Genomic DNA, 22,287 nt, shown 5'->3' on the forward strand with positions numbered 1-22,287 from the left:
GGTCAGGCCTTACGACTCGTGTGAGATTGTGTTCTTGCGGTTCAGGGCAGCCACGTCCAGCTTGACAGGCTTCTGGCCGTCATGCGGGTGCTCGGAACCAGCGTAAACATAAAGGTGTTTCATCTGAGCACGCTGCAGCGGACCGCGTGTGATCATGCGCTCAACAGCCTTCTCGACAACGTGACCCGGGTTCTTGCCCGTGAGACGCTGCGTGATGGTGCGCTCCTTGATGCCACCCGGATGACCCGTGTGGTAATGGAAGAGCTTCTGGCCGAACTTGTTACCCGTCAGAGCGATCTTTTCTGCGTTGATGACAACAATGTTGTCACCGCAGTCGACGTGCGGGGTGAACTGCGGCTTGTGCTTGCCGCGGAGACGAGTAGCGATGATGGTGGCGAGACGGCCGAGAACGAGCCCTTCGGCGTCGATCAGCACCCAGTTCTTCGTCACCTCCGCCGGCTTCAGCGAACGTGTGGTCTTCATTAGTGACATTCCAGCTTGGGGCGCGACAGGGCCGCGCCGTGGATGGCGCTCTCATAAACAGAGACACCCTCAGAAGAGGATGACGCTGTCTGGAAAGCGGATCAGGTGCGGCCTTATTGCGGGCTCGCGCCTTTCCGTCAAGTCATCTTTTGGAATCAGGATGGCTGATTCGGCCCGGTTTCCAGCCATTTTGAGCTATGAGGTATTATGATACCGCAATTTTTTGGGTCTGATTTGCCCCAAGCGCCCGGAATGGTATCCTGCCTTCAATTCAGGGACCGCATCTTCCTGTCCCCAGTGTCGATGAAAAACAGGAAAAACAACGTGAAACGCCCTTGGCTCACAACGAGCCTGCTCGCAGTCATCGCTGGAATGAGCGCGATTGGTATCCATCACGCAGCCTCTGTTGCGCTTGATCGGGGGATTTCCCGGTTCCGTGCCTCCCTTCCTGTGGGAGCAACCCTGAACTATTCCGCCGCGCGCCCGGCCATCCTCGCCCGTGGAGCGTTGCTGACGGATGTCATTCTTCAGAATGGCAACATGACGTTCCGGGCACATACTTTACGTCTGGGTCATCCAATCCCGACACCTGATGGTGGCCTGACGCTGTCTCACATGGATATGGTGGATCCGTCCCTCCAGACGCCTACTGCGGTCATCCGGGCTCATTCCGTTACTCTAAATCATCTGGTGACACCGCCGCCTCCCGCAGGGAAAAGCGGTCTGGAGTCGCTTGATCTGGGGCATCTGAATCTGGAGCGTGGATATATCGATCATCTGTCGGTGCAGAATCTTTCGCAGGTTCTTCAGCCGAACAGCATGCATTTCAACAGTCTGACGTCAGATTCGATCCAGATTGACGGTTACGGCCCGGGACGCACGACAACGATCGCGATCCAGAACGGCCTTGCCATTGCGTCCCGTACGACGCTGCAGCCTGACGGAACGCCTCGCGCGATGTCAGTGCAGATGTCTTTGAAAAACTTCCAGCTTCGCCAGCCTGAACTTGCCACCCGGATTGCCTCCGAAGAGGCCGGGAACGAAGCCGCTGCCTATGCTCTGCCACCTCTTGAAAGCATGAAGCTGAGCGGCACGCAGATCATTTCGGCAGACAGAACGTTCAGCATGGATACGCTGATTGGTACCGGAACGCGTAAAAGCGGCAAAGACACGACGGTTTTCGAGGGAGAGGGTTTTCATACACACTCTTCAAGCGGCAAGGTGCCGGTTCATATTGATGGGCATTCTTCAACCTTGAAATATACGCAAGAGCGGATTGCGCAGACGGGCGAACTGCATGTGCAGGGTGTCTTGAACATTCCAAACTTCACCGAAGCTCATTTCGGCATGAATTTGCTCGGTCCTTCGGATCAGCAGCTCAAGGTTGGAACAGCCAAAAATCCGCATGATGCCATTCAGCTGGCGCAGGTGACTCTCACGTTGCATGGCGATCGTTTGGTCCAGTCTCTTCCGTCCCTGAATGCAGGACACCCTCTGGATGGTGCCGCTCAGGACCAGGCAAGAACGGTTCTCGCGCAGGGAATGGAAATGGGGCTGTCGCCATATCCTGCCCTGGCGGCTTTGCCGGATTACTTCGCGAACCCCAATGACCGCACGTTATCGATTACTCTGACACCAAAGCCGCCTTTGACGCTCACGGCATTAGCGGCAATAGCGTCGTCGCCTACGGCAGCCATGACGTTGATGTCGCCGGACAATCTCAAGGTGACCGTCCAGTGAGCCAAAGCGCCAGCACGTCTACGATCTGCATTATTGGCGCCAGTGGTCGTTCAGGCTCGGCGCTCTCTCGTCAGCTGATTAACCAAGGGCACAATGTCATCGCTATTGTGCGGAGCCGAGGAAAACTGGCTCCTGATCTTGCAGAGATGTGCACAGCCGTAAGACAGGCCGATCTGACAGATCCGGTTGCTCTTTCAATTGCGTTGGAGCAGGCGGATGTTGTCGTGAATACAGCTCATGCCCGTCATCTTCCAGCCATTCTGCGTGCAACCAGTGCGCCTGTTGTTGCTCTTGGCAGCACTCGCAAGTTTACGCGGTGGCTGGATGATCATGGTCGTGGAGTGCTGGCAGGCGCAGCTGCCCTCAAGGCAGATGGCCGCCCTTCCATTCTTCTGCACCCGACGATGATTTATGGTGCTCAGGGAGAGGACAACGTGCAGCGGCTTGCGCGCCTTCTGGAGCGTCTGCCGATTGTTCCACTTCCTGGCGGTGGGCGCTCGCTGGTTCAGCCCATTCATCAGCAGGACGTCACACGCTGCGTTGTTGCGGCCATTGATCTTATTCTGGGTGGGAAAGTCAGCGGGCCAGAGGTTTTTGTCATCGCTGGCCCCAATGCTGTTCCCTACCGAACGTTTGTTCGGATGATTCTCTACTTTTCAGGGCTCGGTGGTCGGCCGATCATCTCGCTTCCTGCGTGGTTTCTGATCGCTGCTGCTCACATCATGCGGCACGTTCCTAAGCTGCCCACAATTGCGCCGGAAGAAATCCGACGCCTTTTGGAAGACAAGAACTTCGATATTGCTCCGATGAGAGGGCGCCTGGGCGTGAACCCGATGCCGTTGGAGATAGGGCTGCAGAATCTTTTGGCAGTGCCGCCCGCTCATCAGGATCATACAGTTTAGTTTTAATGTTTTGTCACATTGACTGCGCGGCAGATGAGGTCTCCATAGTCTCCGGGCCATTATGACGGTCCGGAATGCGTGGAGACTCATCGGGTGAATCTGAAGTTCCTCTCATCAGGCATGATGTTGTCTTTCGCGGCTTTTGCCCTTTTTTCCATTAGCGATGCCTGTTCCAAAGGCCTTGCTGGGCAGCTGGATCCGTTTGAAGTTGCTTTTTCAGGCGGTATTTTCGGTTTTCTGATTCTGCCGTTCATCCGAAAGCCACAGGAATCCTATTCCGATATTTTCGCGACGGATCGCCCGTCCATGTGGCTGTTGCGTGCGTTTGCGACATTTGTGTCCACGGCTTCCAGTGTCATGGCTTTTATGCTGCTGCCGATGCCAGAAGCATTGTCACTCATGTTCCTGATGCCATTTTTCGTGACCCTGATTTCCGTCGGAATTCTGAAAGAAAAGGTTTCTGGGTGGACCTGGCTTTCAGTCGGTGTTGGATTTCTCGGGGTCTTGATCGTTCTACGACCGGGCGTGCGGGCGTTTCATCTGGGGCACCTCTGTGCGGTGATCGCAGCCATGGCGAATGCTGCCAGTGTGATTGCCTACAGACTGGCAGGAAACCAGAGCGCTCGTCTTTCCTTGTTTGGCTCAAGCCTGTTTGGCCCGCTGATCGGTGATGGTCTTTTGATGCTGGCACACGCCACGTGGCCACATGGTGCTGTGAACTGGGCGCTTTTGTTCGGATACGGTTTTCTGGCCGCTCTTGGTCAGCTCTTCATGATGATGGCAACGGCTCTGGCGCCAGCTAACCGGGTTGCACTGCCACAATATAGCCAGATGCTCTGGGCAGTCGCATTCAGTTATCTGCTTTTTCATCAGCCGTTGGATAACTGGACGTTCGTTGGCATCGTTATTGTAACACTCTCCGGCATGCTGCACTGGGTGCGCCAGAAGCTTCATTACGAACGGCTGGCCCTGGAAGGGCACTGGCAAAAACATCATCCGTCTTCTCGACCGCCTGCCGAAGTGGCTTGAGTGGCGGGTAGCGGGAAGTGCCTTTATGAGGGGCTGGCTGAGTATTTTCTGAGACATTCAGAAGCGTTGAGTAATGAGACGTTTCTGCAGAAACGTATGTTTCTCTTATAAAAGATTAGTGATCGTCAGAATAAGATGCAGTTTCGTTTTTGCGGTAGTCTTGTGATTAGCTGCAATTGTCTCAATTTTTGACCTGAGCATCTCATTTTTGTCGCGATGTGTCCGTATGTACTTTTGGGCGTCTCCAAGGTTCTTTATGCGTGACGCGATTGGCAATGCTCGTTAGCCCCTGTAAAATCGTTCGCAACTATGGCTGCGGACGTGCGTGGCTACTTTATTAACTGGTGGAAGAATATCTGCTCCATGGTTCAGAACGTCGTCCCAGTCATCCTCTCTGGTGGGTCCGGAAGCCGCCTGTGGCCGGTTTCACGCAAAAGCTATCCAAAGCAGTTCTGGCCCCTTCTGAGTGATAAGACGCTCATCCAGGAAACTGCTCTTCGAGGGCGAGCTGCGGGCTTTGCCGATCCGGTTGTCATCTGCAATTCAGAGCATCGCTTCATCGTTGCTGAGCAACTGCGCGACGCGGGGATTCACAAGGCCAAAATCGTTCTTGAGCCGGTTGGCCGAAACTCTGCTCCTGCTATTGCTGCTGCGGCTTTCATGGTCGCAGAGCAGGATCCAGACGCCATCCTCTGGATTATGGCAGCCGATGCAGCCATTACCGATGAGACTGCTCTTCAGCACTCCCTGAAAGATGCTCTGAAGGCTGCAGAGGCTGGCCGGATCGTTACGTTTGGAATGAAGCCGACGCGACCGGAAACGGGTTACGGATACATTGAAGCCGGTTCTGAACTGGCTGGTGTACAGGGCGTCTATGAAGTGTCCCGCTTCATTGAAAAGCCGCAGGCAGCCAAAGCCGAAGAACTTTTCCAGTCCGAGAAGTGTCTCTGGAATTCGGGAATGTTCTTTGCCAAGGCTGGCGTATTCCTCAAAGAGACGGAACAGTTCGAACCCCGGATTTATGAAACCGTTGGGCAGTCGGTGCGCAATCGCCATACTGATATGGATTTCGAGCGGCTGGAAGAAGAAAGCTTTTCCGCGGCGCCAGATATCTCCGTTGATTACGCTATTGCCGAGCGCACCAAGCTTGCAGCCGTTGTGCCGGGTAATTTCGGGTGGTCGGATATTGGCAGCTGGGATGCTCTGTGGGATCTGACGCCCAAGGATGCAGAGGGGAATGCGACCTTCGGCGACGTTTTCCTCGATGATGCGCGGAACTGTTACGTCCGTTCAGACGGTATCATCGCCACAGTTGCTGGTGTGGATGATCTGATCGTGGTGGTGACACCGGATGCGGTGATGGTCTCGCATCGTGATCGTGCTCAGGATGTGAAGCACATGGTAAACCGGCTGGCGCAGGCAGGTCGTAAGGAAGCTGTCGCGCACAACCGGTGCTATCGTCCGTGGGGTTTTTACGAAAGCCTCATCCAGGCCGATCGTTTCCAGGTTAAGCGTATCGTGGTCGAGCCAGGGGCGAAGCTCTCCTTGCAGAAGCATTTCCATCGTGCGGAGCACTGGGTCGTTGTTGGTGGAACCGCCATGGTGACACGTGACGAAGACCTGGTGATGGTTCGTGAAAACGAAAGCATCTATCTGCCGTTGGGCTGTGTTCACCGGTTGGAAAATCCGGGCAAGATCCCCTTGACCCTGATTGAAGTTCAGTCCGGTCCTTATCTCGGGGAAGATGATATCGTTCGTATCGAAGACGTATACGCGCGAAGCTGATCTGAGACGTCAGGCAGGCGGATCAATCCACCCTGCCTTGACGGCTTCGGCCATTTGATCAGGAGTATCGAGGTCTTCGAGCAATTCGGGGGCCTCGATTTTTTTTGGTGGCAGGTCTGCCCACAGGTCTCGAAACCCCTTGTCCCCACTGAGTTCGGGGGCCTTGGCTAATGTGGCGGCAGAGACGCGAACCGGAATCCCCATCGCGCCTTTTTTGTACTGTGTGACGACATTTGCATTGGCAGGGAGGGTGTCTCGCAACCGGAGCAGGTGTGGGAGAGATAGCCTCGGCTGATCTGTTCCCGCGATGAGAATTGACCTGTCCCGTCCCCTCAAAGCTCGTGCTGCGCATTGAATGGAACTTGCCAGGCCGGTGTTCCAGAGCGGGTTGTAGCATATGTCCACAGGGAGCCCTTGAAGGGCTAAGGCGACGGCTTCGGCGGAGCCTCCGGTGATGATGACCAATCGGTCCGGAGATGTGCTCAGGAGAAGTTCTGCAACGTACCGAACAAGCGGTGTGCCCTGACGGGTGAGCAACTGCTTGGGACGCTTCAGTCTCGTGCTGCCGCCTGCGGCAAGAAGAACTGCGTCATGGGGCATTACGCTGGGCGGTTCGCTGTGATCTGGGATAAAATCGACAGAGCAATCTGCATCGGATTACGTGCGTTGATGTCCATCCCTGCGGGCAGGTGAAGTTTCTCCAGATCTTCTGCGGTGATGCCGGCAGCATGTAACGCAGCAAGCCGATTGGAGATTTTGCGCCGGCTGCCCAGAATTCCAACGCAGAAGGCGTCGGATTTCAGAGCTTTCGAGGCGATGGCCAGATCCGTGTGAGCATCGTGCGTCAGAGCGTAAACTGCGCTCCAGGCATCCAGGCGCAAATCATGCAGAGCCTCGTCCAGATAGCGACGATCGTAGCAATCTGGCGCCAATTCTTCTGGCGGAAGCGCAGGACCCAGTGGGCGCAGCAAAAAAGGCTCAACCCCGAACTGGGGGGCCAGCTTCAGAAGAGCCAGTGTCACCGGATCTCCCCCCGCGACAATCAGTCGAATCGGTGGCGTATGTCGTCGTACAAACAAATTACCCCGCGTTTGCACAACTGACGGCGAAACATGCATTTCGCCGGTTTCGAGATCAGTTTGGACGATGATGGCGTGACGGGCTTCTCTCGCCTGACGAAGCGCAGCGACATAAGCGGCAAGGTTTGCGATGGGCCGAACGAAAATGCCAATCCTGCCACCACAGGTTAATTGAATATCCAGAACCGGACTGCCTGCGCCATAATCCAGAGATCTGGGCTGGCGGTCTTTCAGGCATTGCAGGGCTTCTGCTGCAACTGCTGCTTCCACGCATCCGCCAGACACATAGCCCTGTATGTCTCCCGCGCTGGAAATGGCCATTTCACTGCCAAGGGGGCGGGGAGACGATCCGGTGATTGACACCAGCGTAGCAAGGGCTACCTCTTTCCCCTGTGCCAGCCAGATCTCCAGGTACGGGAGGAGATCATCTGTCAGGCCATAGTCTGGCCACTGGGGAAGAGGAAGAAGCCCGTCCGGCCCAATCATGAAATATCCTTTCCTTTATGGGGCCATGAGACTAATCCCAAATGCGTTTGTGACATAGCCTGTCATGCCGGGGAGTTGATCGGGGTGGCATCAGGTCTATATCGGCAAAGATGAACTCCGGACACGGATCATCAGTGGAGCGGAAATTGGTTGAACTCCTGAGCGTCGCGCAGGCCGTGGACCTTGTCCTCGGATATGCAGGTCATTTTGGAACGGAACATGTTCCACTGGCCGAGGCTTCTGGCCGCATCCTGCAACAGAGTGTCCATGCCGAACGTGATCAGCCTCCTTATGACCGGGTCATGATGGATGGCGTGGCTTACCGTTACGGCGCAGGCGCAGTTCTGGGCTGCCATGGTGTCCAGCGCGCAGGGATACCCGCGCGGCCTCTTCCAGATGGAGCGACCTGCCTTGATGTCATGACGGGAGCTGTTTTGCCGGAAGGGGCTGACACCGTTGTTCCCGTTGAGCGATTGATCCGTGATGGCAAGCATGTGCATTTTGAAGCCGGATATGAGCCGAAAAAAGGTCAGTTCGTTCATCTGAAGGGATCAGACTGCGAGGCGGGGCATGAACTCCTGAAGCCCGGTCTGCGTCTGAATGGGCCTGCATTGGCGGTGCTGGCTGGTAACGGATATCCCACTGTTGAAGTCTCTAAAGTCCCTTCAATCGGCATTGTGGCCACGGGTGATGAACTGGTCGATGTTGGGACGACTGTTCAGAGTTGGGAAATCCGGCGTTCAAATGAATACGCCCTGACGGGAGCTTTGGCTTCGAGAGGCTTTACCCGCCTTGAACGTTCGGTGGTCCCCGATGATCTGGCCGAGACCATGCTGGCACTGGAAAAGCAGCTTGCCCGGCATGAAGTGCTGATCCTGAGCGGCGGCGTCTCAATGGGGCAGTTCGATCACGTCCCCAAGGCGCTGACGAAACTTGGTGTGGAGCGGGTTTTTCACAAGGTTGCGCAACGTCCCGGCAAGCCGCTCTGGTTTGGGGTTGGTCCTGAAGGGCAGCGCGTTTTTGGTCTGCCGGGAAATCCCGTGTCGGCCACCTGCTGTGCCACGCGTTACGTTATTCCCATGCTTCTGGCGGGGCAGGGCGTCAATCGGCCAGAAACCTACTCTGTTAAGCTCGATGCTGATGCTGCACGTGTGTCGACATTGACCCGCTATCTGCCCGTTCGTGTCCGGCACGATGCTTCGGGGCAGGCATGGGCAAGCCCTTATCCGATGCCCACATCTGGCGATTTCAGCTTTCTGGCGGCAACGGATGGGTTCGTGGAGTTGGCGCCTGGCGATGTCGCTGCCTCTGCCGGGTCCCATGCTGTGTTTCATGGCTGGTAGCACGCCTCACGACCCTGTTCGGGACCGCTTTAATCGCTCGCTGCATGATTTGCGGATTTCGGTGATGGACCGGTGCAACTTCCGATGCCCCTACTGCATGCCGGAAGCGACGTATCATGAACATTTTCGCTTTCTGGAGCCCAAGGAACGTCTGAGCTTTGACGAAATTGTCCGGGTCGCACGGGCGGCGGTATCGCTGGGCGTCACCAAATTGCGTCTCACAGGGGGTGAACCTCTTCTGAGGCCTGATCTCGTCTCTTTGGTGCGCAGGCTGGTCGCAATTCCAGGCGTTGAAGATGTGGCACTGACGACCAATGGTGTTCTGCTAGGCCGACATGCGCAGTCTTTGAAGGATGCTGGTCTAGGGCGCATTACGGTAAGTTTGGACAGTCTCGATCCCGCTGTTTTTGCACGAATGAGCGGGGGGCGGGCGCAACTCGAACCAGTTCTGGAGGCTATCGAGCACGCGCAGGCATTGTCGTTTCCCGGTGGGGTTAAGCTGAACACCGTTGTGCAGCGCGGGGTTAATGATGACGGGGTCGAAGCTTTGGCTGACCGCTTCCGTCATACGGGTGTTATCGTCCGTTTTATTGAATACATGGACGTTGGCACGCGGAACCACTGGGAACTGGGTGAAGTTGTTCCATCCCGTGAACTGGTCGAGCGGTTGAACGTCCACTGGCCGCTTGAGCCACTGGGCGCGCAGTATCAGGGTGAGGTTGCGCGTCGGTATCGGTATCAGGATGGTGCGGGTGAGATTGGGTTTATTTCTTCCGTGACAGCGCCGTTTTGTGGAGATTGTTCACGGGCGCGATTGTCGTCGGAAGGACAGATTTATACGTGCCTTTTTGCTTCGGAAGGGACAGACCTGCGGTCACTTCTTCGCAGTGGGGCAGATGACGAGGCTTTACGCGAGCGTCTGGTTTCGGTGTGGCGGATGCGTACCGACAGGTACAGCGAAGAACGCACTGCCGGGGAGGCACCTTCGACGAAACGTCGGATAGAAATGAATTATATCGGTGGTTAGATCGGGAGATCAGGACGGATGAAAACGCTCACTCATGTTGATGAACGTGGTGAAGATCCGCGCATGGTGGATGTCAGCGGCAAGACCGTGACAGACCGCACGGCTCATGCTCAGGCCCGTGTTCTCTTTCCTCGAGACGTTGCGCAGACGCTAAGTGATGCCGGGTTCATGACCAAGAAGGGTGCGGTACTGACTGTCGCGCAGATTGCGGGTGTCATGGGTGTGAAAGCGACGTCCCAGCTGATCCCGCTGTGTCATCCTCTATCCCTGAACGGATGTCGTGTGGAAATCACCATGGAGGGTGATGAAGCCGTCATTGACTGCCGCGTGTCCTGCCAGGGCAAGACAGGCGTGGAAATGGAAGCCCTCACCGGTGCCTCAGTCGCTGCCCTGACGATCTATGACATGTGTAAGGCCCTGTCTCATGACATGGTCATTCGTGAAGTGAAGCTTATGGGGAAGGCCGGTGGAAAACGTGACTTTCAGCGGATTGAAGCATGAGGCCCCTTTACGGTCTGGTTCTGGCGGGTGGCGTCAGTGCGCGGATGGGGCAGGACAAAGCTGAGCTGTCCTATCATGGAGCGCCCCAGTTACAGGTGGCGTATGACGCGCTTTTTCCGCTTGTAGAACGCTGTTTTGTCTCTGTGCGTTCGGCACAGAAAGAGGACCCGCTACGGGCACGGTTTCCTCAGATTGTTGACACTGTCGCGGTAGACGGTCCAGCCGCAGGCCTTCTGTCTGCACATCAGGCATTTCCGGAGGCCGCCTGGTTGGTTCTGGCGTGTGATCTGCCACTTCTGGATCAGCTTACGCTTGAAACTCTGATTGCTGCCCGTGATGATCGGCATGTGGCGGTGGCTTATCGCAGCGAACATGACGGACTGCCAGAACCGCTTTGTGCGATCTGGGAGCCGAGAGCGCTGGACGCTCTGGCGCGTCAGGTCGAAGGAGGGCGGAAGTGTCCTCGCAAGCTTCTTATCAATAGCCAGACGTTACTGCTTTCCCCGCGGACAGTCGGTGCTCTGGATAACATCAATACTCCGGAAGAACGTGCAAGCGTCTCACGGCGATTGGGAGGACAGATGATCCGCCTCGATGTGGAATATTTTGCTCAGATGCGCGAACTTGCAGGGCAGAAAACGGAAACTGTGGAAACGCATTTCGGAACGGTCGGCCCGCTTTATGAGCAGCTGAAAGAGAAATATGGCTTTCCGTTCGAGGCTGATCGCCTGCGGGTTGCTTTGAATGGAGATTTCGCACCTTGGACGCAGCCTCTGAAGAGCGGGGACCACGTTGTGTTCATTCCGCCGGTGACCGGCGGATGACCCATTTTCTGATGGCTGATGCGCCAGTCGATCTGAACATGCTGCGAGAGGGCTTACATCTGGCTGAAGCTGGTGGCTTCTGCACTTTTGAAGGCTGGGTTCGCAATAGCAACGAGGGCCGTCCAGTGGATGGTCTGGAATATGAATCCTACGCTGCCCTCGCAGAAAAAGAAGGTGCGCGGATTATTGAAGAAGCATTGGCCCGATTTGAAATCAGCCATGCTGTGGCCATGCACCGGACGGGAATACTACGGGTTGGGGATGTTGCCGTCTGGATCGGCGTGTCTGCGCCTCATCGCGATGCAGCGTTCCGAGCCTGTCGTTATATCATCGACGAGATCAAGCACCGGGTGCCCGTCTGGAAGAAAGAGCATTATCTGGATGGCGACGCCGAATGGGTGGCCTGCCATCACTGTCAGGTCGCTCCCCGGATAAGCGATGACGATCACGGGCACGATCATCACCATCACCACGATCATGGGTCTTGCGGTCACAAGCACTGATCTATTGCCCGGCGAGTACGTCTGACTCTTACCGGGCATTCTCTTTCTTTTTGAAAATCAGAGCGTTGCTGTCCTCTTTCCAGGAGAGGGCAGCGAGCATTTTTTCGTGCCACAAGCGTGCGGTCACGCATTTTTAGTTTGATATTGCAAATCATTCTCAATTAGAGTGTCTCTGGTTCTGCTGATTCGGAGATTGATCATGACACGGACACCGCTTTTCCTGTCTGACCTGTGCTGCTGCGAAAGACTGGCACTCTGGAGTATCCGGTGTCTGGTCAGCCGATACCGCCTGCCGTACTGCCATGAAACCCGCACGACGGATGGCATGTTTCCGGCATCTTTCCGTCCTGTTCTTGATGCAGCGGAGCGAGCGTTCGAGGATGCAGCCCAGCATCTGAGAGAAGCCGGGCAGCCTGTGCTGGATATCAATCCGCCGGGCTCTCAGGGGCTGAGTGCGATGGAGGAGCGCTTTCTCCAGGGGATCCAGACGGTGCAGAATGATGGCCAGAAGGAAGTCTTCCACCTTCTTGCCGACCTCTTCCCCGAGCGACTGATGCAGGGTTACATTGTCACGGCTCTCGCCCTGATTTCAGACTGTATGGCTGGGATTGGTCACTGGCTTCCGCGGCATGAGCGCAAGACGGCAGGGGCCGGAGCTTTGTCATCTCTGGCACGATGGAAAAAGATTCATCCGGCTGAAATGCGGGTGCTTTGGCCACGGGATATCCCCCAGGCCTGGGCGGGACGCACTCTGCACTGAATTCCGCTGCATTCTGCAAGAGACGAAACACCACAGCCTGCTGGGCTTGGATTTAAAAGCGGTCAGACCTCACCAAACTGCCCTGCAGTCATGAGTGAAGTCTGGACCAAATGGGTGTGTGGACTCAGTCCACGCCAACCATGACGCTGGAAGCCTTGATAACGGCATAGGCTTCCTTGCCCACTGTCAGTGACAGTTCCTCAACAGCTTCATTGGTGATGGCACTTGTAATAATCGTGCCGTTGACGTCGATCGTGATGTGAGACGTCGTTGCGCCTTTTACGATCTGTGTAATCTGACCTTTGAGCTGATTACGTGCGCTGAGTTTCATGGTGGTGTCCTTTTGCTACCCCCTTGGAGATGGGGGTGACACATTAGGACACATGGCCTGAGAAAGCAGACAAGACTTTTTTCGGGGATGGCCTGTGCCACCCCCAATCAGAAGCGTCTTAGATATAGTGCTCGGTCAGAGGCGGAAAACCATTGAACCCGACGGAGCAGTAGGTCGAAACATAAGCGCCAGTCGCCAGAATTTCGATGCGATCTCCAGACTTCAGGCTGTTCGGCAGCGGGATGCGGTTCTTCTCATAGAGAATATCGACACCATCGCAACTTGGTCCTGCCACGACGCAGGGGGAACGTGAGCTGTCTGTGTCGTCGCGAGACGTGCGGAATGAGTAGCGAATGGCTTCACCTTCCGTCTCCGCGAGGCCACCGAAGCGCCCGATGTCCAGATAGACCCAGCGTGGGTCTGTCTCTGCACCGCCACGACGGCTCACAAGAATGACCTCGCTCGACACTACACCGGCCTGACCGACCATATATCGGCCCGGCTCCAGCAGAACTTCTGGCTGCTCGTCAGGAAAGTGCTCGCGGAGAGCAGCCTGAATGGCGGCGCCAAATTCCTGCACAGACGGAATGTCTTCCCGATAATGGGTTGGGAAGCCGCCGCCCAGATTGATCATCTGAAGGTCAAGGCCTTCCGCGCGCAGCTCATGATAGAGGCGTGCGGCCGTTGCAATGGCGTGCTGGTAAGCGGCGATACCCGTCTGCTGGCTTCCGACATGGAACGAAAGGCCATAGGGATGCAGGCCCAGATCGCGCGCGCGGATCATCAGGTCGCGGGCGTGGGCAATTGTTGTGCCGAACTTGCGCGAGAGCGGCCAGTCAGCGCCTTCGTTCTCAACGGCCAGACGGCAGAAGACACGGGCACCTGGTGCGTTCTCTGCAATCTTTTCGAGCTCTTCCATGCTGTCGAGCACAAAGAGATCAATGCCCATGTCTCGGGCTTCACGGATCGCACCAACCTTCTTGAGCGTATTGCCATAAGAGATGCGATCAGGTGTGGCGCCAGCCTTCAGGCACATCCGGATTTCTTCGAGCGATGCTGCATCGAAAGACGATCCCAGAGCGACAAGGCGCTTCAGGATGGACGGTGCCGGATTGGCCTTGATGGCGTAATAGATCTTGCCAGCTGGTAGGGCGTCGTGAAGGGCACGATAGTTGCTTTCCACAACATCGAGATCAACGACGAGGCAAGGGGTTGCCGGCTGCTGCTCGGCAAGAAAACGGGTGATTTTGGGAGTCATGACACTCTTTCCCAGAACCGGACTCGTCAGGGAACAGTTACACCCTGCGAGTGTGTTGCGAAACGGTCGAACGGACCAGCGAATAGCGGGGACCCAAAAGAAGCGGGACCCGGAAGGCCAGAACGCTTGACGTCGTTGCGTAACCTCGAGAGGGCCAGTGGCACGTGCGTTGCTGCGTGACGGGGCGTATGAAACCAAAGCCCCGCCGTTGCAAGAGCTAATTTTGCATTATTTGTGTTTTGGAAATATTGAGGGGATTGAAATCGGGGCAAATTCGGAACGCAGAAGGCGATTTCTGCGTATGCTAGGTTCTGTCGATCCTGAGAACGGAACGACTTAATCTCGCCTGTTGCCCATAACAGGAACTGCCGAGGACCCCCTGAGTGAGCTTATTTCCCGATTCTGCGTCAGCTTCCGGTCCAGCGCCAGACGCACCTTCGGAGCCTGACCGGAAAAAAATCCACCAGGACATCCAGCGTGTCCATGAACTGACGCCTGAACCCAGCGAAGAAGATATTCGCAAGGCGCGTGAACTTGGTCCTGATGCCCCAGGTACGGGAGCGAACTCCCCTCTGAGTATGCCCAGAGCGGGGTGGAAGATCGTCCTGCGCCAGGTTTTCTCGGAAGTAGGATCGTCTCAGACGTCCCTTTCTGCTGCGGGCTGCGCGTTTTACGCCACGCTCTCTCTCTTTCCGGCCATATCGAGCCTGATCTCGCTTTATGGTCTGGCGTTTGATTTGCAGACCGTCGAGCCGCAGCTTGAAGTGCTGCGTCATCTGCTGCCCCCAACAGCTTATTCGCTGATTGGCAATCGGATCCACGAGCTGGTTTCCCAGCCGCATACGTCTCTGACCATAGGGCTGATTTTTTCTGTTTCCGTTGCGTTGTGGTCCGCTTCAGCCAGTACGAAGTCCATCCTGTCCGCGTTAAACATGGCATATAATGCCACCGAAACACGCGGCTTCCTGAGGTTCCAGGCGACTGCTCTAGCCACCACTCTGATGGCTGTTGTTGGTGCTGCACTGACCTTGGCACTGATGGTGGCTGCGCCTGCGCTGGTTGATTACCTTCCGCGGTATCTGGGCTTCAGAAAGCCGCCGCCGCCGTTTGATCTTCTGGTGTCTTACGGTGCGCCGCTTGTCGTGCATACGCTTGCACCGATCCTGATGCTGCTGTTCGTGTTCGTGGCAGTCACGATGCTTTATCGCTTTGCCCCCAGTCGGGAGCCAGCAAAGTGGCGGTGGATATTCCCCGGATCAGCGCTGGCGACCGTCCTGTGGGTTCTCATGTCGCTCGGATTTTCGTGGTATGTCGCGCACTTCGCGAGCTACGGCGCAACCTATGGGCCCTTGGGCGCAGTTGCGGCGATTATGATGTGGTTCTTTGTCAGTGCGTATGTTGTGCTCTTCGGAGCAGAGCTGAATGCGGGGCTGGAAGAGCGCATTAAAGGTGCGCAGCCCCGGATTGCTGGTCTGCCACAGACAGACCCTTTGATTGCTGAAGCCGTTACGGCCGAAAGTACGCCCCGGTAACCACCGGGGTAACTAAGCCCGCCCGTCGTTATTAACGTTGGGTGGGCTGCTTTGTGCTGTCAGATTGGGTGCCCGCAGCCTTGATGGCTTGCTCGCTCGTATCCTTGGACTCGGCTTCCGCGACTTCGCTCGCGGCATCTGATGCAGGCTTGTCAGCCATACGAGCAATGGTGACGTGGGCAGTTCCGCTATTCAGCATCCCGATCTTCGCTGCTGCTGCATGGGAGAGATCGATGATGCGGCTATTGAACGGCCCGCGATCGTTCACTGTGACGACAACAGAACGGCCCGTATCTTCAGACGTCACCAGCAGTTTTGTGCCAATCGGCAGGGAAGGGTGTGCGGCGGTCAGATCATTTGTGTTGAAGATCGTCCCGCTACTGGTGCGACGTCCGTGGAAATGACGTCCATACCAGCTCGCCATGCCATGCTGGGTCCAGGACGCGGCCTTGTGGGCCCGGTTTGCCAGCGCGGATCGAACAGAGGCTGCCCAGCTGGTCCGGACCGTCCCCGCTGCATCACCAGAAGAATCGTCTGCTGCATGAGCAGTTGTTCCACCTGCAATTCCGGCAAGCGCGAGTGCAAATGTCATGCTGCGCAGGGGAGACAGTCGACGGGATGAGCGAATGGCAGGCGGGGCAAATTTCACTAGACTGGTATCTTCTCCAGTGGACGAAAACGGGCTTGAGCCGTGCTTCCTAGCACAAAACCATGGGCCTGTCCCCCTTTTGAAGCCTGCGAAGACGGCAGGATTAGGGCGATGACGCTTTCATGACGGCTCCGAAAGTGCTATCGCGCGGCCAGATGAAACGTCCTCTCATTGCCGTTCTGAACGGTCCGAATCTCAATATGCTGGGTCTGCGCCAGCCTGGAATCTACGGTCACGCTACGCTCGACGATGTCGAGCAGGTGTGTATTCAGGCTGCTGAACGCCTCGATGTCGCGATCGATTTCCGACAGACCAACGGTGAGGGAGAACTTGTGTCCTGGGTGCAGGAGTGTCGCGGCCGCGCTGATGGAATCGTGATTAATCCTGCTGCTTATGGGCATACCTCGATTGCCCTGCTCGACGCGCTTCTTGCGGTTGAGTTGCCGATAGTTGAGGTTCATATTTCCAACATTCATCGCCGGGAGCCATTCCGCCATCATACCTACGTCTCGCAGGCCGCCATCGGTGTGATCTGCGGCCTCGGCGTCAGGGGATACGCGCATGCGCTTCAGGCAATAACCGACATGATCGAAGACGAAGGATGAGCCGCATGCTCGTGGACAAGGATGCCATTCGGGCATTGGCCGATATTCTGACGCAGACCGGCCTGACCGAAATCGAGATCTCCGAAGCTGATAGCCGCATTCGCGTGGCGCGCAACGTCAACGTGGTTCAGGCTGCTGCACCAGCCGTTGCTGCTCCCGCCGCAGCACCAGCCGCTGCTCCTGTTGCGGCACCTCCGGCTGATCCTGCCAAGCATCCTGGTGCGGTTCCAAGCCCGATGGTGGGTGTCGCCTATCTGGCGCCGGATCCGGCTTCCCCGGCATTCGCTCAGGAAGGTCAGACCGTTTCTGCCGGTCAGACGATCATGCTGATCGAAGCCATGAAAACCTTTAACCAGATCAAGGCTCCTCGCTCTGGTACCCTGACAAAGTTCTTTGTCGAGTCCGGGCAGCCTGTTGAATTTGGCGAAGCTCTGGCGATCATCGAGTAATGATTTCTAAAGTCCTTATTGCCAATCGAGGCGAGATCGCGCTGCGTATCCAGCGCGCCTGCCGTGAGATGGGCATCAAAACCGTGGCCGTGCATTCGACGGCTGACGCCGATGCAATGCATGTGCGTCTTGCTGATGAAGCCGTCTGCATCGGTCCGCCGAGTGCACGCGATTCTTATCTGAACGTCGCTGCCATTCTGTCAGCCGCCATGATTACGGGCGCGGATGCCATTCATCCGGGTTATGGCTTTCTGTCAGAAAATGCCGAGTTCGCCGAGACTGTTGAAGAGCATGGTCTGGCGTTCATTGGCCCGACGGCGGAGCATATCCGCACGATGGGCGACAAGATCACGGCCAAGACGACCATGCGTGCGCTTGGCGTGCCGCTGGTGCCGGGCTCCGATGGGGCGCTGGTCGATATTCAGGCTGCCCGTGAAGTCGCCGAGAAGGTCGGTTATCCGGTCCTGATCAAGGCTGCTGCCGGCGGCGGTGGTCGCGGCATGAAGGTTGCGCAGACCGCAGATGATATCGAGGAAGCCTGGTCGGTAGCTCGTGCAGAAGCCCGTGCTGCCTTCGGCAATGACGAGGTCTATCTCGAGAAGTATCTTGATCGCCCGCGTCATATCGAGCTTCAGATCCTTGGTGATGCCCATGGCAACGTGGTGCATTTTGGCGAGCGTGACTGCTCCCTCCAGCGTCGTCACCAGAAGCTGCTTGAAGAAGCCGGTTCCCCGGCTCTGACGGATGCCGAACGTGAAGAAATCGGTCGTACTTCGACCGAGGCTCTGGCACGCATGGGCTACCGGAATGCTGGCACGCTTGAGTTCCTGTATCAGGATGGCCAGTTCTGCTTCATCGAGATGAATACCCGCCTTCAGGTGGAACATCCGGTGACGGAAATGGTGTGCAGTGTCGATCTGGTGCGTGAGCAGATCCGGATCGCTGCTGGTGAGCAACTCGGTTATACGCAAAAGGACATCAAGATGTCCGGCCATGCGATCGAGTGCCGTATCAACGCCGAAAACCCCGAAACCTTTGCGCCGAGCCCGGGCACGGTCAATGTTTTCCATGCCCCAGGTGGTCTTGGTGTGCGAATGGACAGCGCCATTTACGCTGGCTATCGCATCCCGCCTTACTACGACAGCATGATCGCCAAGCTTATCGTTCATGCGCCGACGCGTCAGGAAGCCATTGCCCGCATGCAGCGTGCTCTGGATGAATGTGTGGTGGATGGAGTGGAAACTGTCATTCCGCTTCATCGGAAAATTCTGGCGGATCCGACTTTCCAGAAAGGTGACTACACAATTCACTGGCTGGAAAACTTTGTCGCCGCCCAGACCAAGTCCTGAAGCGGAGATGATGTGATGAGTTATGTAGAGACCATCTTTCTGGACGTTCAGCCTGGGCATATCCCGCAGGTGGTCTCTGCTCTCTCAGGTCTTGAGGGGGTAGGGGCATGGGTGACCGAAATAGGTCGCCTGAACCGCATTACCCTTCTCAGGACAGCGCAGACCTACGAGGCGCTTTTGAGTGGCCGTCCAGACGTCTTGTCTAGCCTGCCTCATGAGAACCTGGTTCGGGTGGAAGTGACATCCTGGCGCGCCATCACGCCTGTCGCCAATCCCGGCTCTTATGGAAGTGTCTATGAATGGCGCTGCTATGAGGCCAAGGCGGATGGCATGCCTGACGTTGAGGAGCGTTTCCTTGCTGCTGTGCCGGAGAGAGAAACGGTCTCCCCGCTGACGTGCACACTCGTCTCTCTTGAGGGCACGCCGCGCATTGCGCATCTGTGGCCTTATGCAGACCTGAATGCACGGTCGGAAAAGAGGGCCGCTGCTGTGGCTACCGGAAGCTGGCCGCCAAAAGTCGCGCCGTTTCTGACGCGGATGGAAAGCGAGATTCTGCTGCCATTGGCAATCTCTCTCTGGAACTGAAGTGTTCGGTCTTTAGTGTCCGTATTCAAAAAAAGGCGGCCTGCAGAATATGCAGGCCGCCTTTTTTGTTTCTGGTTCCGCGCGTTAGATGGGCGCGAGAGCTTACTTCTTGGTCGCGTTTGCTGGAGCCAGTGTCGTAACGAAGTCTTCGGACACGAACACAATGGAATCCAGAGCTTCATCTAGAGCCTCTACAGCTTGCTGCGGATGGCGACCTTCCGTGAAGACAGTTGCCCGATTGATTGCGCCTTGAAATGGGGCTATCGGGGCTAGGGCGAGAATGAAGTCCGCATTCTGGCCCACGACTTTCATTGTCTGGGCAGCTGAGTCCGTATCACCGTTCTTCAGCTGAGCATTGGCGGATGCGACAGCTGCTTTCTGCTCTGGGGCAAGCGTCTCGCTGGCAATGAACTCACCACCCACGGGTAGCCAGTCAACCTGGCCGGAGACCGCATGATGCGTTGAGGGAAGTGGGTGCTGTGGAGCTGCGTGCAGATCGTTTTCTGCGGCCTGGAACTTCTGACTGGCTGTTGTTGCGGCGGTCAGTCGCTTCTGGGCGTCATAGAGAGCCGGAATGGCAGCATCTGTCTGACCGGCACTCAGGATCTGACGTGCTTTGAGAATGTCCGTAACGGCGCGTTGCCCGTCAGCAGACAGGTGATGAAATGCCCGATGGGCTTTGAAAGATTCCCAGTCCTTATGAAGAGATCCGGCATGCGCTGGCATGGCGGAGAGTGTCAAGGCTGCTGATGCAAGGATGGGAAGTAGAATTCGCATGATGAGATCCTAATGAATATAAAATCAATATCGAGAAACATAAAAACATAATTCAGAATCTATCAAATGAAAGTTGATTTATATTTCATCATTAATCCGGATCAATTTCGTTCTGATTTCCCGCGATAGGAATTCATTTTGAGTATTTGCTCATCATCGCATCTGCGTATATGAAAATACATAATATTGAAAATACTGGGTAAGTCTGAGTTTGTACTTTATTTTCATTTTTTCGAAAAAAAACGGTTTAAATGAAAAGATAAAAAGCCATTCTGAGAAATAAAAATAATAAATTTTCTCGGAAAGGCATTGTGAGGTGTTGCTGTTCCAGGTTCGGTTCCGTATGAAAGTAGCCCCTTCACGAGGCTGTGTCTTTCAGCGGAAAGAGCGTTTTTTCCGTCTGGCAGCGCGTGTGTCAGTCGAGCAGCGAGTGTTCCAATGTCTTTGAATTCCGTCGTCGAGAGCGTGACCGCCCGGATCATCGAGCGTTCGAAAGTCTCCCGTCGCCGTTATCTTGCTCTGATGGAGCGAAACCGGGCCAAAGGCGTCTCCCGCCCACGCCTGGCCTGCGGAAACCTCGCTCACGCCATTGCTGCGGCTGCGTCTGACAAGCCGGAGCTCATGCGTCCGGCCAGCACGAACCTCGGGATTGTGACGACTTACAACGACATGCTGTCGGCGCATCAGCCGTATGGACGTTACCCCGACCAGATGAAGCTGTTCGCCCGCGAAGTTGGGGCAACTGCTCAGATCGCCGGTGGTGCGCCAGCAATGTGTGATGGCGTGACGCAGGGACAGGAGGGAATGGAGCTTTCCCTGTTCTCCCGTGACGTTATTGCCATGTCCACGGCTGTCGGCCTGAGCCATGGCATGTTCGAAGGTGTCGCGCTTCTGGGGATCTGTGACAAGATTGTCCCGGGCCTGCTGATGGGCGCGCTGCGCTTCGGGCATCTGCCGACAATGCTGATCCCGGCTGGCCCTATGCCGTCAGGCCTTCCTAACAAGGAAAAGCAGCGGATCCGCCAGCTCTATGTACAGGGCAAGGTCGGGCAGGATCGTCTGATGGAAGCGGAAAACGCCTCCTACCATAGCGCCGGCACATGCACCTTCTACGGCACGGCCAATACGAACCAGATGATGGTTGAGATCATGGGTCTCATGATGCCGGATTCTGCCTTCATCAATCCGAACACGCCGCTTCGGCAGGCCATGACGCGCGCAAGCGTCCATCGTCTGGCGGAAATCAGCCTGAATGGCGAAGATGTCCGCCCACTGGCGCAGTGTGTTGATGAAAAGGCCATTGTGAATGCGGCAGTCGGCTTGCTGGCAACCGGCGGTTCGACCAATCACACGATCCACCTGCCTGCCATTGCACGAGCTGCTGGTATCATCATTGACTGGGAAGATCTGAGCCGCCTCTCAGCCGCAGTTCCGCTGATGACGCGCGTTTACCCCAGTGGCTCTGAGGACGTGAACGCCTTCAATCATGTGGGTGGTATGCCCACACTGATTGCCGAGCTTTCCCGTGCGGGCCTTCTGCACACGGACATCATGACGGTCTCGCGCGGCGGATTTGCCGATTATGCCTGCCGTGCCAGCCTGCAGGATGACGAAGTCGTTTACACGCATGCCAAGCCATCGCTGGACCGTGACATTCTCCGGGACGTCAAGGAGCCGTTCAAGGCTGACGGTGGTATCAAGCTCATGCAGGGCAATGTCGGTCGTGGCATCTATAAAAGCAGTGCCATTTCTGAAGAATTCCTGACCATTGAAGCCCCGGCGCGCGTTTTCCATGATCAGCATGATGTCGCTACGGCGTTCCAGAATGGAGAGCTTGAGCGGGATGTCGTTGTTGTTGTGCGGTTCCAGGGGCCGGAAGCAAACGGTATGCCGGAACTGCATAAACTGACGCCAACGCTCGGTGTGTTGCAGGATCGGGGCTACAAGGTGGCTCTCCTGACAGACGGACGGATGTCAGGTGCGAGTGGTAAGGTGCCTGCTGCCATTCACGTCGGCCCGGAAGCTCAGGTCGGCGGCCCGATTGCCCGCGTTCGGGATGGTGACATGATCCGGGTGTGTGCCGTAACGGGGCAGATTGAGGTTCTCGTCGATCCGGCAGAATGGGAGGCACGCGAACCTGTTGCGCCGCCGCCGCCTGCTCTCGGAACTGGACGTGAGTTGTTTGCCCTCATGCGTTCAGTGCATGATCCGGCCGAAACCGGCGCATCGGCCATGCTGGCCCAAATGGATCAGGTAATCGAAGCCGTTGGCGACGCCATTCACTAAGGAC

23 protein-coding genes are annotated in these 22,287 nt (G+C 56.3%); 16 read left to right on the plus strand and 7 right to left on the minus strand.

Translation table 11 applies throughout. The features are described 5' to 3' along the window. Nucleotides 1-9: 9 nt before the first annotated feature. Nucleotides 10-483 (minus strand): 50S ribosomal protein L13, encoded by a 474-nt coding sequence (gene rplM / locus M2305_RS09540; RefSeq protein ID WP_046901116.1) that lies wholly within the window; start codon nt 481-483, stop codon nt 10-12. 324 nt (nt 484-807) lie between these two features. Here rplM and M2305_RS09545 point away from each other — a divergent pair, with 324 nt between their 5' ends. The 4 genes from M2305_RS09545 to M2305_RS09560 all read left to right on the plus strand — a co-directional run bounded on the left by M2305_RS09545 (nt 808) and on the right by M2305_RS09560 (nt 5,939). Continuing rightward, entirely contained in the window at nt 808-2,223 is a 1,416-nt protein-coding gene (locus tag M2305_RS09545; protein WP_264649224.1) for a hypothetical protein, read from the plus strand. Further along, a complete protein-coding gene (locus M2305_RS09550) occupies nt 2,220-3,125 on the plus strand; it encodes an NAD-dependent epimerase/dehydratase family protein (protein ID WP_264649225.1) in 906 nt (301 codons plus the stop codon). The genes M2305_RS09545 and M2305_RS09550 overlap by 4 nt, the downstream gene beginning before the upstream one ends. A gap of 93 nt (nt 3,126-3,218) precedes the next feature. Beyond that, nucleotides 3,219-4,154, plus strand: a complete 936-nt coding sequence (locus tag M2305_RS09555; protein WP_264649226.1) for a DMT family transporter — start codon at nt 3,219-3,221, stop codon at nt 4,152-4,154. 363 nt (nt 4,155-4,517) lie between these two features. After that, a complete protein-coding gene (locus M2305_RS09560; RefSeq protein WP_211503362.1) occupies nt 4,518-5,939 on the plus strand; it encodes a mannose-1-phosphate guanylyltransferase/mannose-6-phosphate isomerase in 1,422 nt (473 codons plus the stop codon). A 9-nt stretch (nt 5,940-5,948) separates the two neighbouring features. On the opposite strand, the gene M2305_RS09565 is transcribed toward M2305_RS09560, so the two are convergent. Together M2305_RS09565 and M2305_RS09570 are read right to left on the minus strand one after the other, a co-directional pair. After that, entirely contained in the window at nt 5,949-6,539 is a 591-nt protein-coding gene (locus M2305_RS09565; RefSeq protein WP_264649227.1) for a nucleotidyltransferase family protein, read from the minus strand. After that, nucleotides 6,539-7,504, minus strand: a complete 966-nt coding sequence (locus M2305_RS09570) for an XdhC family protein (RefSeq protein ID WP_264649228.1) — start codon at nt 7,502-7,504, stop codon at nt 6,539-6,541. Before M2305_RS09570 ends, M2305_RS09565 begins: the two co-directional genes overlap by 1 nt. A 146-nt stretch (nt 7,505-7,650) precedes the next feature. On the opposite strand from M2305_RS09570, the gene M2305_RS09575 reads away from it, so the two are divergent. The 6 genes from M2305_RS09575 (at nt 7,651) to M2305_RS09600 (ending at nt 12,462) form a co-directional block, all read left to right on the plus strand. Beyond that, entirely contained in the window at nt 7,651-8,847 is a 1,197-nt protein-coding gene (locus tag M2305_RS09575; RefSeq protein WP_264649229.1) for a molybdopterin molybdotransferase MoeA, read from the plus strand. Beyond that, entirely contained in the window at nt 8,801-9,874 is a 1,074-nt protein-coding gene (gene moaA / locus M2305_RS09580) for a GTP 3',8-cyclase MoaA (protein ID WP_276556460.1), read from the plus strand. Before M2305_RS09575 ends, moaA begins: the two co-directional genes overlap by 47 nt. Before the next feature lie 18 nt (nt 9,875-9,892). Beyond that, nucleotides 9,893-10,375: a cyclic pyranopterin monophosphate synthase MoaC gene (gene moaC, locus M2305_RS09585; RefSeq protein WP_211496701.1), complete on the plus strand. Its 483-nt coding sequence runs from the start codon at nt 9,893-9,895 to the stop codon at nt 10,373-10,375. Then, complete coding sequence (locus M2305_RS09590; protein ID WP_264649230.1) at nt 10,372-11,199, plus strand: MoaD family protein; 828 nt, start codon at nt 10,372-10,374, stop codon at nt 11,197-11,199. The genes moaC and M2305_RS09590 overlap by 4 nt, the downstream gene beginning before the upstream one ends. Beyond that, a complete protein-coding gene (locus M2305_RS09595; RefSeq protein ID WP_264649231.1) occupies nt 11,196-11,702 on the plus strand; it encodes a molybdenum cofactor biosynthesis protein MoaE in 507 nt (168 codons plus the stop codon). The genes M2305_RS09590 and M2305_RS09595 overlap by 4 nt, the downstream gene beginning before the upstream one ends. A 199-nt stretch (nt 11,703-11,901) precedes the next feature. Then, nucleotides 11,902-12,462 (plus strand): hypothetical protein, encoded by a 561-nt coding sequence (locus M2305_RS09600; protein WP_198942027.1) that lies wholly within the window; start codon nt 11,902-11,904, stop codon nt 12,460-12,462. Nucleotides 12,463-12,586: 124 nt separating this feature from the next. Here the strand turns inward: M2305_RS09600 and M2305_RS09605 are convergent, their stop codons facing one another. Both M2305_RS09605 and M2305_RS09610 read right to left on the minus strand, forming a co-directional pair. Next, on the minus strand, nt 12,587-12,793 hold the full coding sequence (locus tag M2305_RS09605; RefSeq protein WP_046901128.1) for a TOBE domain-containing protein: 207 nt from the start codon (nt 12,791-12,793) through the stop codon (nt 12,587-12,589). Between the two features lie 118 nt (nt 12,794-12,911). Next, complete coding sequence (locus M2305_RS09610; protein ID WP_264649232.1) at nt 12,912-14,051, minus strand: type III PLP-dependent enzyme; 1,140 nt, start codon at nt 14,049-14,051, stop codon at nt 12,912-12,914. Nucleotides 14,052-14,434: 383 nt separating this feature from the next. Here M2305_RS09610 and M2305_RS09615 point away from each other — a divergent pair, with 383 nt between their 5' ends. Further along, entirely contained in the window at nt 14,435-15,583 is a 1,149-nt protein-coding gene (locus M2305_RS09615) for a YihY/virulence factor BrkB family protein (protein ID WP_099213140.1), read from the plus strand. Nucleotides 15,584-15,614: 31 nt separating this feature from the next. Here the strand turns inward: M2305_RS09615 and M2305_RS09620 are convergent, their stop codons facing one another. Beyond that, on the minus strand, nt 15,615-16,175 hold the full coding sequence (locus M2305_RS09620) for a septal ring lytic transglycosylase RlpA family protein (RefSeq protein ID WP_211496771.1): 561 nt from the start codon (nt 16,173-16,175) through the stop codon (nt 15,615-15,617). A gap of 212 nt (nt 16,176-16,387) precedes the next feature. On the opposite strand from M2305_RS09620, the gene aroQ reads away from it, so the two are divergent. From aroQ to M2305_RS09640, 4 genes are read left to right on the plus strand one after another with little or no spacing between them, the layout of a single operon-like run. Next, nucleotides 16,388-16,837, plus strand: a complete 450-nt coding sequence (gene aroQ, locus M2305_RS09625; RefSeq protein WP_023943307.1) for a type II 3-dehydroquinate dehydratase — start codon at nt 16,388-16,390, stop codon at nt 16,835-16,837. Next, nucleotides 16,834-17,286 carry an acetyl-CoA carboxylase biotin carboxyl carrier protein gene (locus M2305_RS09630; protein ID WP_264649234.1) on the plus strand — a complete coding sequence of 151 codons (453 nt, stop codon included), beginning with the start codon at nt 16,834-16,836 and terminating at the stop codon, nt 17,284-17,286. The genes aroQ and M2305_RS09630 overlap by 4 nt, the downstream gene beginning before the upstream one ends. Further along, nucleotides 17,286-18,635: an acetyl-CoA carboxylase biotin carboxylase subunit gene (accC, locus tag M2305_RS09635; protein WP_046901132.1), complete on the plus strand. Its 1,350-nt coding sequence runs from the start codon at nt 17,286-17,288 to the stop codon at nt 18,633-18,635. Before M2305_RS09630 ends, accC begins: the two co-directional genes overlap by 1 nt. 15 nt (nt 18,636-18,650) lie before the next feature. Next, nucleotides 18,651-19,220 carry an NIPSNAP family protein gene (locus tag M2305_RS09640; RefSeq protein WP_086632867.1) on the plus strand — a complete coding sequence of 190 codons (570 nt, stop codon included), beginning with the start codon at nt 18,651-18,653 and terminating at the stop codon, nt 19,218-19,220. Between the two features lie 102 nt (nt 19,221-19,322). On the opposite strand, the gene M2305_RS09645 is transcribed toward M2305_RS09640, so the two are convergent. Next, nucleotides 19,323-19,997, minus strand: a complete 675-nt coding sequence (locus M2305_RS09645) for a YfdX family protein (protein ID WP_099213142.1) — start codon at nt 19,995-19,997, stop codon at nt 19,323-19,325. A gap of 438 nt (nt 19,998-20,435) precedes the next feature. Here M2305_RS09645 and edd point away from each other — a divergent pair, with 438 nt between their 5' ends. After that, complete coding sequence (gene edd, locus M2305_RS09650; RefSeq protein WP_264649235.1) at nt 20,436-22,283, plus strand: phosphogluconate dehydratase; 1,848 nt, start codon at nt 20,436-20,438, stop codon at nt 22,281-22,283. Nucleotides 22,284-22,287 lie beyond the last annotated feature (4 nt).

The organism is Gluconobacter cerinus (genome assembly GCF_025961355.1).
Classification (GTDB): Bacteria; Pseudomonadota; Alphaproteobacteria; order Acetobacterales; family Acetobacteraceae; genus Gluconobacter; species Gluconobacter cerinus.